Source organism: Thioclava dalianensis, from assembly GCF_000715505.1.
In the GTDB taxonomy this organism is placed as follows: Bacteria; Pseudomonadota; Alphaproteobacteria; order Rhodobacterales; family Rhodobacteraceae; genus Thioclava; species Thioclava dalianensis.
Genome location: NZ_JHEH01000012.1, coordinates 93,054 through 101,764 on the forward strand (window position 1 = coordinate 93,054; position 8,711 = coordinate 101,764).

Here is an 8,711-nt window from a genome sequence, read left to right on the forward strand (position 1 = left end):
CTTCAGATGACAAGCACCGAGCAAATCAACAACTTGATCACCTCGTGTACGGAGCTGAAAAGCTATTTCGAGACGGCGCGCGACCGTATCGAGAGTGCAATCGATACGATGTATGACACCGTCCTGTTTTATGTCGACGGAGATGTGGGTGACGACGCCAATGATGGAAGCGTGAGCCATCCGTTCAAGAACTTCGGCAAGGCGATGAGTATGGCGCGCAACGGTGGCAAGACGACTATCCGCCTGCGGCAGGGTCAGTCCTACAATATGGATGGTGCCAACGACGACTTCAATTTTACCGACAATACGGTTGTCGAGGTCGCGCGATGGGATAGTGATTGGTCGGATGTGGACAGCCATCCCGAGATTCATATCGAATGCGATGTCAGCAGTGGGCTGAATAGCGTCAAGCGTATGGTTTATGCCTATGCACCGTTTTCTTTTATCGCACGCGGCGTTCGGCTCGTCTGCGATACGCCCATAGATACTGGCCTGGGATGGCTGGCGTTTCGGCGCAATTTCATCCGCGTTGGTAATAACATCGCTGGAACGACGATCGACGTGCGGTTCTACAGGTCGCACCTGACAATCCCTGCTGACGCAGCGCATTTTGCAGGGCCTAATTATCGCGAGACAATTCTTCTCGGATTGGAGTTTTGTACGATCACGGGCGATGGAGCGCTTATTTGCGATGTCTCTAAGGGGTGCGCCATCGTCTCGGTGGGCAACCTGACATCTGAGGGCACAACAAAGCTTCTCGATGGTGGGACGGTCGGTCAGAACGTTCTTACAAACAGCCCTGGCGTTACTGTCTAAGGAGAGACCAAAATGCTTATAAACATCAAGCGCGACAGTGCCACGATCTACAATGTCGATTCCGACAATGCGCTCGGTCTGGGGTTCTCGGCCGATGAAATCGCGAATGGCCTTTCTGTAGCACGCAGCGCGGAGGCCAAAGCGGAATGCCGCCGTCGCATCTACGCCGTGGCCTCCGCCGAAGCACAGATGAACATCTCGGCCTCGGTCGCGGTTATCTCCGGCAAAGCGGCCTCGGCGCGCTCCGAGGACGAAAAGGCGACGCTCGCAGGCGCCACCTCGATGACCGAATGGATCGCCGCCATGCGCGCGACCTGTGCTGATCTCTCGCAAGCTGGCGAGGCGGATTTCAGGGCGGATGCCGCTTGGCCCGAGGTGCCGGAAGACGTGGTCACGCTGGTCGCGCGTTTCTAACGCGCGGCCCTCACTCCTCAATCGGGCACTGAGCCCAAACCCTGACCCCGGTGGATGCCGGGATACGCCCGGCAGATCCTGCCGGGTTTTCTTTTGGCAAAGGAGAACGCCATGAGCTTTGCAAGTTTCCACCACGGCACGCGCCTGCAGGAATCCAATGAAACGCCCGTTTTGGTACAGATCGCGCAGACCGCTGTTGTCGGCCTTCTGGGCACAGCGCCCGATGCGGATCCCAATCAGTTTCCGCTCAACACGCCGGTTTTGCTCAAAGGCACGCCCACGGAGGCGGCGGGCCTCGGCGAGACCGGCACGTTGAAAGACGCGGTCGATGACGTGTTCGACCAGGTCGGCGCCTATACCATCGTCATCCGTGTGGAAGAGGGCGAAGATACGGCGGCCACCCTGTCCAATCTGGTGGGTGATGCCACGACCCTGACCGGCGTGCATGCGCTCAAAAAGGCCGAGGCCCAGCTCGGCATCAAGCCGCGGCTGATCGCCATTCCCGGCTTTACCTCCGGCGATGGTGCGACCACCAACCCAGTCGTGGCCGAGCTGATCGGTGTGCTCGACCAGCTCAAGGCTGTGGCCTTTGTCGATGGGCCCGACACCACCGATGAAGATGCCATTGCCTATCGTGAGTTGATCGGCTCGCAGCGGATCTACGTCGTCGACCCGAAAGTCTTGGTCTGGGATACCACGGCCAGCGCCTATGTGGCCCGCCCGGCCTCGGCGCGCTTTGCCGGGGTACAGGCGCGGGTCGATACCAATCTGGGCTTCTGGCACTCGCTGTCGAACAAAGCGATCAACGGCATTGGCGGGGCCTCGCGCACGGTGACCTATGGGTCGCAGGCCGACTATCTCAATGAGGCCCATGTTGGCACGATCATCAATATGGGCTCGGGCTTCATCACCTGGGGCAACCGCTCTGCAACCGACGAGGATCTCTGGGTGTTCCTCGCGGTGCGCCGCACGGCGGATTTTATCAATGAGGCGATGGAAAAGGCCTATCTGGAATTCGTCGACAAGCCGTTCTCGGCGGCCAATTTGAAGTTCATGTTGGAGAGCGGCAACGCGGCGATGCGGACGTTCAAGGCCTCGGGCGCGATCATCGGCGGGCGGGTCTGGATCGATGAGACGCTCAACGAGCCCACGCAAATGGCGGCGGGCAAAATCACCTTGTCGATGGAGTTCGAGCCGCCCGCACCGATGGAAGACATCCGCTTCATCGCGCATCGCAACATCCAGTATTACCTTGATCTGACTGCGACGGCGCTGCAGGCGGCCTCGTAAGCTCCCCCTCGATCCCTTTGCCTATGCCCCCCGTGAAGGCGCGCGCTGCGCCTTCGCGTCCATTCTCTCGTGCTGACAAGGAGTGACAGCTATGAAATCCACCCCCGCCTATATCCTGCGCAATTGCGCGCTCTGGGCCAATGAAGACGTGAAGGTCGGACAGTTTTCTGAAGTCTCGATCGCGCTGCCCAAGGAAAAGAACGAAGGCTTCCGCAATGGCGGTATGATCAAAGAGCGCAAGGCCAGCATGGGCTATGAGCATGATGATCTCGAATTCACCATGACGGCCTTTGATCCGGCCACCCTCAAGCTGATGACCGGCAAGCCCGGCACGGAGCATGTCTTCATGGTGACCGGCGCACATGTCGATGAAGACGGCGTGACCCATAGCGCGGTCTATTACGTGCGCGGACGCCTCGTTGCGCCCGATGCGGGCAACTGGAAGCCTGGCGACAAGGCCGAGATGAAATGCACCGTGGTGCAGAACTACGCCAAGCTGGAAATCGACGGGGCGGAGATCTTCGAGATCGACGATTTCGACTTCTCGGTGGGCGGTGTCAGCCAGACCGGCGACATCCGCTCCGCACTCATGCTATAAGGGGGAGCCATGGAGTATCCGATTGAAGTGGCGCTCAAGCGCCCGCTCACCGTGGGCGAGACCAGGATCGACAAGCTGGTCTTTGATGAGCCCGATCTTGGCACGGCGATTGCGGTGGAAGAGGCGGGCTCGGCGGTCGAGCAGCGGATCGCTTTGCTCACGGGCATGGCTGGGGTGGACCGCGCGGTGCTGCTCAAGGTGAAGGAAAGCGATTATCGCGAAATCACCCGGCGCGTTCTCGATCCCTATCAGGCCCAAGTTGCGGCAGAGCAGGGGGCGGATTCGGGAAACGGCGGGGCGGCGGAGTAGCAAAGGATCTGCGCTTTGCCGCCGGCTTCGTGGCCCGGGTGCTGGCCACGCCGCTCTCCGAGATCTTGGCGATGAAGATCAGCGCCTTTGAGCTCTGGCAAGAGAGTGCGCGCGAGATCTGGGAGGCAACCCAGGCCGGGTGATCTCAACCGTCTGAGAGCGGGCGCTGGAACGCGTTGAGCTGATCGCGCCGCATCGGGCCCAACGGCGCGCTGCGATGCGTGACGGCTCGGTAGAGCAGGATCAGAAGACCTGCGAAGGCCAGCGCGCCCCAAAGCCCGACTGCAAAAAGCCCAATCAGGATCGTCGCCGCGAGCGCGGCGGCGATCATCAGAGCGGTGAAGATCATCGCAAGGCTTTCCATGCCTTGAATGTAGTTCAATGAGAGGGCGAGAGCCATGGCCACCAAGCGTATTCAGACCCAGCTGTCGATCAAGGCCGTCGATCAGTATTCCGGCAAGCTGCGCGAGATGCGGACCGTCACCGGGCGCTTTGCCGATGGCGTGCGCACGGAAATGGGCCGTCTGCAAAAGATGCGCGGGCCGCTCAAGCTGATCGAGGATTTCCGCAAGCAACAGCAGGTGGTCGGTAAATCCGGGCAGGCCCTTGAGCAGGCGCGTGAGCGCGTGCGCCAGCTCAAGCACGCGATCACCACGACGCGTCAGCCCTCAGCCCAGATGCGCCGTGAGTTTGATCGGGCGCGGGCGGCGGCAGGGCGGCTTGAGGCGCAACACCAGCGTAACCGCCGCACCTTGTCTGGATTGCGCGGGCAGCTGCGCGAGACGGGCGTGAACATGGGCGATCTGTCGGGCGAGGAGCGCAGGCTCGCCGGATCGATTGATCGCGTCACCACCGCCTTTGGGCGACAGGTTGAGCGCATGCAGCGCGTGGAAACCATGCAAAAGCGCATCGCGGAGGGCCGCGCGCGCATGGATCGCTCGCTTGCGACGGCGGCCAATCTGACGATCGCGGGTCATGCCTCCATGCAATCGGGGCGTCGGATCCTCACGGGGCTGTCGGGGGTGGTTCAGGAGGCCGTGGCGTTTGAAAGCTCCATGTCGGATGTGCGCAAGGTGGTGAACTTTGAGGCGCCCGATGGGTTTGCGAAGATGTCCGACGATATTTTGACGATGTCGACGCATATCCCGGTTGCAGCCGATGGTCTGGCGGAGATCGTGGCCGCGGGCGGGCAGTCGGGGATTGCCACCAAAGATCTCTCCAAATTCGCCGAGATGGCGGCGAAGATCGGGGTCGCGTTTGATATCTCTGCCGATCAATCAGGCGAGTCGATGGCGAAGATCAAAACAGCCCTCGGTCTGTCCCTCGATGAGACGGCGTCGTTGTTCGATGCGATGAACCATCTGTCGAACAATATGGCGGCAACCGCGCCCGATGTGTTGAACTTTACCAAGCGGGTTGCGGTGGATGGCGCTGTCAAAGGGTTCTCGCCGACCCAAACGATGGCGTTCGGGACGGCGATGATTGCTGCGGGCGCTGAGGCAGATGTCGCGGCCACCTCGTTTCGGAATATGGGCAAGGCGCTGGCCCGGGGCGAGAGTGCGACGGATCGCCAACAGGCAGCTTTTGCGAAGCTCGGCTTGAGCTCTGCCAAGGTCGCCAAGTCCATGCAAAAGGATGCGGTCGGCACGACGATTGACGTGATGGAGAAGATCAACGCGCTGCCCAAACACCTGCAGGCATCCGTCACCTCTGATCTCTTTGGCGATGAGGCGCGCGCCCTGGCCCCGCTGATCAATAATCTCGATCTCGTGCGCGAATCTGTCGGCTTGGTCTCGGATCAGCAAAACTACGCGGGCAGTGCGGAGAAAGAATATGCCGCCCGCGCCCAGACCACGGCGAACAATCTCCAGCTGATGCGCAATCAGATGAGCCGCCTCGGGATCACCATCGGTGACGCGGTCCTGCCGCCCTTGAACGATCTGCTCAAGGCGGCCACCCCGATTGTCGAGAGCTTCACGGCTTGGGCAAAGGAGCACAAGCCCTTGGTCAAATGGCTTCTGGTCGGCGCAGCGGCGGTGGGTGGTCTGGCCGTAGCTGGCGGGGCGCTCTTAACGGCTGCGGGTGGGCTGATCGGCACGATGGCGATCCTGCGCTTTGGCCTTGTCGGTTTTGGCGCGCGTGCGGCCTTTGCGGCAGGGGATCTGCTGGGCTTGGGCGGCGCGTTTCGAGGTTTGCTGCGCCTGCCGAAGCTCGCGCTCTCAACGCTCATCACGCCGCTGCGCTGGACGTCGCGGCTCTTGCCGAATTTTGCGCCGGCCTTGGCGCGCTTCGTGGGGTTCCGCGCGGCGGCGAGCGCCGAGATGGCGGGGCTCGCAACCTCGGTGGGGATGCAGTCGAAGCTCATCGAGCGGAGCCTGTCTGGCATTCGCTGGAAAGCGTTTTCTGCGGGCACAATGGCCTTCCTGGCCATGAAGAGCCTGCCGAAGGACCCCAAAGATCTGGCCGGGTTCCAGGCCAAGAACCGGGAGGGCATGGAGGGCCTGTTCCGGTCCCTGCCGGGGCTGGGCTCGGTGATGGGCGGATATGACTGGCTGTTCAAAAAGGTGCACGGAACAGCGCCGCCGGTTGAAACGGGGATGAACTGGACGCGTCCGCCTGCGAATGAGGGCGGCGCGCCTGAGGCATCCTCGGGCCGGATCACGCAGCTTAAGAGTGAAGCGGAAGATCTTCGCGCGCAAATCGCCGGGATCGAAGGGCAGATCGCAAATCTGGGCGATGGGCCGATGACGGCAGCCATGGCGGCCCCGTTCCGCGATCAGCTGGAGGCGCGCAAATCCGATCTGGCCGATGTCGAGGCCGAGCTGAAGACCGCCAGCGCTGCGGCGGAAGATACCGGGCAGGCGATCAGCGGGCTGGATGACATTGCCGTCTCACCAGAGATCGACACGACGCAGCTCGATCGAGCCTTGGATAAGGTCGATCAGCTGGGGGCGGGGCTGCTGGCTTTGCCCTTTGCGGGGACGGGGCCGCGTCCCGTACCAAAGCCTGCGGGTGCGCGCGCAACGGGTGGGCCCGTGCGCACGGGGCTGCCGTACCTGGTGAACGAGAACACGCCGCGTTCGGAATGGTTCGTGCCCTCGCAATCGGGCGGCATCTTGAATGTCTCGCAGGCGAAAGACGCGATGCGCACGTCGTTGTCGTCTGCGGTGCAGCGGCCTGTCGGACGCAGCCCAGGTCTGTCGCGCCTGCACCAGGGTGTGCAGGGGCTGCGGGCGGCCAGCCTTGCGATGGTGGCGGCAGCGCCCGTCGCGGCCCAACCTGCGGCGACCTCTGGGGCGGTGAGCGTCCAGATCGAGAACTTCACCGTGCAAGTGCCGTCTGGCGTCTCGGATCCGGAGGCAATTGCGGATCTTGTCTCTGAGCGGCTCGGGCAGCGGGTCGCGGCCACGATCTCGGCCAGTTTTTCTGATTAAGGGGGTGATATGGCGGGACCAGTCACGATGGCCCTTGGGCCGTTCATGTTCCATGCGCATGGCTTTGGCTATACGGGCGTCGGGCGCAAGCTCGATACCAGCTGGGCCGAAATTGAAACGGCGGGGCGGTTTAACGCCCTGCAATGGACCGGGCCGCGCAGCGAGGTGGTCACGATCACGGGCGTGCTGTTTCCCAAAGAGTTTGGCGGGGCAGGGACGCTGGAGAGTGTCCGGCTTGCGGCCACCTCGGGCGTGCCGCTGATGCTGGTGTCGCTGGGCGGCAAGGTCTTTGGAAGCCATGCCATCCAGAAGATCGATGAAGATCGCGCATTCCATGACCGCTTCGGCGCGCCGGGGCGCAATGCCTACACGATTGAGGTGAAGCGTCTCGGCGCAGGGTTCTCGCTGCTCTCACTGTTGGGGGTGATCTGATGGCCAGTACCTATATCACCGCCACGGGCGATGCGTTGGATCTGATCTGCCTGCGCGCTTATGGCGTGCAGGCGGGGGCGGTCGCGCAGGTGCTCGAGGCCAATCCGGAGATCGCAGACATCGCGCATCGTCTGCCTGCGGGGGTCGAGATCATCCTGCCCGATTTGGCGGTGCAGGATCAGGCGCGCCAGCCAGTGAGGTTGTGGGACTGATGACGCATCCAAGCATTCAGGTCACGGTGGATGGCGTCCCGGTCTCGGGGCCGTTCTTCAATAGGCTGGTCAGCCTGACCATCACCGATCGCGAGGGGATCCGCTCGGACACTCTCGAGCTGGTCTTTGAGGATAGCGCCCCGCATATCCAATCGCCCCGGCGGGGCGCGGTGGTCCGCGTGTCGCTGAGCAATGGGGCAGGGGGCGGCTTTGTCGGGGCCTATATCATCGACCGGGTTGCGTTCTCTTGTCTGCCCTACACGATCTCGGTGCGCGGGCATTCCGCCGATCTGCGCTCTGAGATGAAGGCGAGCAAGACCAAGTATTGGGATAACGCCTCGGTCAAGGCCATCGTGGAAGAGAAGGCCAAGGCGTACGGGCTGAAGGTGAAGATCGCGGCGGCGGTCTCAGGCCATGTCTATCATTGGATCGGGCAGCAAGACGAATCCGATCTGAACTTCCTCGAGCGTCTTGCACGCCGACACGGTGCGCTCTTCACGATCAAGAACGGCGTGCTGCTCTGGTTGGAGCGCGGGACAGGCAAAACGGCGGAGGGTGCTGCGATTGCACCTGCGGTGGTGCTGCCGCCCTCCATCATTGAGGGCTCATGCCGCATGTCGGAGACCGATGTGGATCGCTTCGCCACGGTCAAAGCCTATTGGCAGGATCGGCGCGGGGCAAAGCGGCAGGAGATCATCGTGCCCGCCGATCCGGACGGTGTCGGCGAGCACGTCCTGCGCGATCCTTACAGCTCGCAGGCAGAGGCCGAGGCCGCCGCGAAAGCTGCGGCGCGCGAGATCGTGCGGGGCTTGATTGAGGTGAGCTGCGCGATTGTCGGTCGCCCCGGGCTGATGGCGGGGCAGCCTGTTCTGTTCTCGGGCGTGCGCCCGGTGCTCGACGGCCGGACATTCATCGTCGATCTCGTGACGCATAGCTTTGCCAAGTCGAGCGGATTGCGCACGAGCTTCAGGGGCAAGCTGAAGGCCGAGAGCTGAGCAAACAACACTAGAACGACCACGACCCGCCGCAGGCGGGCTTTTTTATGCGCGATTGGAGGGGGCATGACGGCCATGCGAAAGGAAACCAAAGAGGGGTGGGTCGCATTCGCCCGAAACATTACGGCGGTTGTCACCGCCTCGACGCTACTGGTGACCGGGTTTTGGTATCTTGCCGGTCCGCGCATCAAGGCCGATCTCGGGGAGCTGA

General features: G+C 62.3%; 10 protein-coding genes. 9 read left to right on the forward strand and 1 reads right to left on the reverse strand.

Going from position 1 to position 8,711, the window contains the following annotated elements; translation table 11 throughout:
- Nucleotides 1-6: 6 nt before the first annotated feature.
- The 5 genes from DL1_RS11390 to DL1_RS11410 all read left to right on the forward strand — a co-directional run bounded on the left by DL1_RS11390 (nucleotide 7) and on the right by DL1_RS11410 (nucleotide 3,427).
- Nucleotides 7-816: a hypothetical protein gene (locus tag DL1_RS11390; protein ID WP_038066155.1), complete on the forward strand. Its 810-nt coding sequence runs from the start codon at nucleotides 7-9 to the stop codon at nucleotides 814-816.
- 12 nt (nucleotides 817-828) lie between these two features.
- On the forward strand, nucleotides 829-1,230 hold the full coding sequence (locus DL1_RS11395; RefSeq protein ID WP_038066157.1) for a hypothetical protein: 402 nt from the start codon (nucleotides 829-831) through the stop codon (nucleotides 1,228-1,230).
- Between the two features lie 111 nt (nucleotides 1,231-1,341).
- Nucleotides 1,342-2,520 (forward strand): phage tail sheath subtilisin-like domain-containing protein, encoded by a 1,179-nt coding sequence (locus DL1_RS11400; RefSeq protein WP_038066159.1) that lies wholly within the window; start codon nucleotides 1,342-1,344, stop codon nucleotides 2,518-2,520.
- A gap of 91 nt (nucleotides 2,521-2,611) precedes the next feature.
- Nucleotides 2,612-3,118, forward strand: coding sequence for a phage major tail tube protein (locus tag DL1_RS11405; RefSeq protein WP_038066161.1), 507 nt, complete (start codon nucleotides 2,612-2,614; stop codon nucleotides 3,116-3,118).
- A gap of 9 nt (nucleotides 3,119-3,127) precedes the next feature.
- A complete protein-coding gene (locus DL1_RS11410; RefSeq protein ID WP_038066163.1) occupies nucleotides 3,128-3,427 on the forward strand; it encodes a hypothetical protein in 300 nt (99 codons plus the stop codon).
- 145 nt (nucleotides 3,428-3,572) lie between these two features.
- Here DL1_RS11410 and DL1_RS11415 read toward each other — a convergent pair whose 3' ends face one another.
- Complete coding sequence (locus DL1_RS11415) at nucleotides 3,573-3,827, reverse strand: hypothetical protein (protein ID WP_143081653.1); 255 nt, start codon at nucleotides 3,825-3,827, stop codon at nucleotides 3,573-3,575.
- Between DL1_RS11415 and DL1_RS20895 the strand changes: the two genes are divergently transcribed.
- From DL1_RS20895 to DL1_RS11435, 4 genes are read left to right on the forward strand one after another with little or no spacing between them, the layout of a single operon-like run.
- Nucleotides 3,826-6,861, forward strand: a complete 3,036-nt coding sequence (locus DL1_RS20895) for a phage tail tape measure protein (RefSeq protein ID WP_051693501.1) — start codon at nucleotides 3,826-3,828, stop codon at nucleotides 6,859-6,861. The genes DL1_RS11415 and DL1_RS20895 overlap by 2 nt on opposite strands.
- A 9-nt stretch (nucleotides 6,862-6,870) precedes the next feature.
- Nucleotides 6,871-7,293 (forward strand): phage tail protein, encoded by a 423-nt coding sequence (locus DL1_RS11425; RefSeq protein WP_038066167.1) that lies wholly within the window; start codon nucleotides 6,871-6,873, stop codon nucleotides 7,291-7,293.
- The gene (locus DL1_RS11430; RefSeq protein ID WP_038066169.1) at nucleotides 7,293-7,505 is read left to right on the forward strand and encodes a tail protein X; all 213 of its coding nucleotides are present in this window, start codon (nucleotides 7,293-7,295) and stop codon (nucleotides 7,503-7,505) included. Before DL1_RS11425 ends, DL1_RS11430 begins: the two co-directional genes overlap by 1 nt.
- On the forward strand, nucleotides 7,505-8,500 hold the full coding sequence (locus DL1_RS11435) for a phage late control D family protein (RefSeq protein ID WP_038066170.1): 996 nt from the start codon (nucleotides 7,505-7,507) through the stop codon (nucleotides 8,498-8,500). Before DL1_RS11430 ends, DL1_RS11435 begins: the two co-directional genes overlap by 1 nt.
- The last annotated feature ends 211 nt before the right edge of the window (nucleotides 8,501-8,711 follow it).

Coding starts and splice junctions, on each gene's coding strand:
- DL1_RS11410 (WP_038066163.1), top strand. CDS start 3,128: ATGGAGTATCCGATTGAAGTGGCGCTCAAGCGCCCGCTCACCGTGGGC.
- DL1_RS11425 (WP_038066167.1), top strand. CDS start 6,871: ATGGCGGGACCAGTCACGATGGCCCTTGGGCCGTTCATGTTCCATGCG.
- DL1_RS11430 (WP_038066169.1), top strand. CDS start 7,293: ATGGCCAGTACCTATATCACCGCCACGGGCGATGCGTTGGATCTGATC.
- DL1_RS11395 (WP_038066157.1), top strand. CDS start 829: ATGCTTATAAACATCAAGCGCGACAGTGCCACGATCTACAATGTCGAT.
- DL1_RS11405 (WP_038066161.1), top strand. CDS start 2,612: ATGAAATCCACCCCCGCCTATATCCTGCGCAATTGCGCGCTCTGGGCC.
- DL1_RS11415 (WP_143081653.1), bottom strand. CDS start 3,827: ATGGCTCTCGCCCTCTCATTGAACTACATTCAAGGCATGGAAAGCCTT.
- DL1_RS11390 (WP_038066155.1), top strand. CDS start 7: ATGACAAGCACCGAGCAAATCAACAACTTGATCACCTCGTGTACGGAG.
- DL1_RS11400 (WP_038066159.1), top strand. CDS start 1,342: ATGAGCTTTGCAAGTTTCCACCACGGCACGCGCCTGCAGGAATCCAAT.
- DL1_RS20895 (WP_051693501.1), top strand. CDS start 3,826: ATGGCCACCAAGCGTATTCAGACCCAGCTGTCGATCAAGGCCGTCGAT.
- DL1_RS11435 (WP_038066170.1), top strand. CDS start 7,505: ATGACGCATCCAAGCATTCAGGTCACGGTGGATGGCGTCCCGGTCTCG.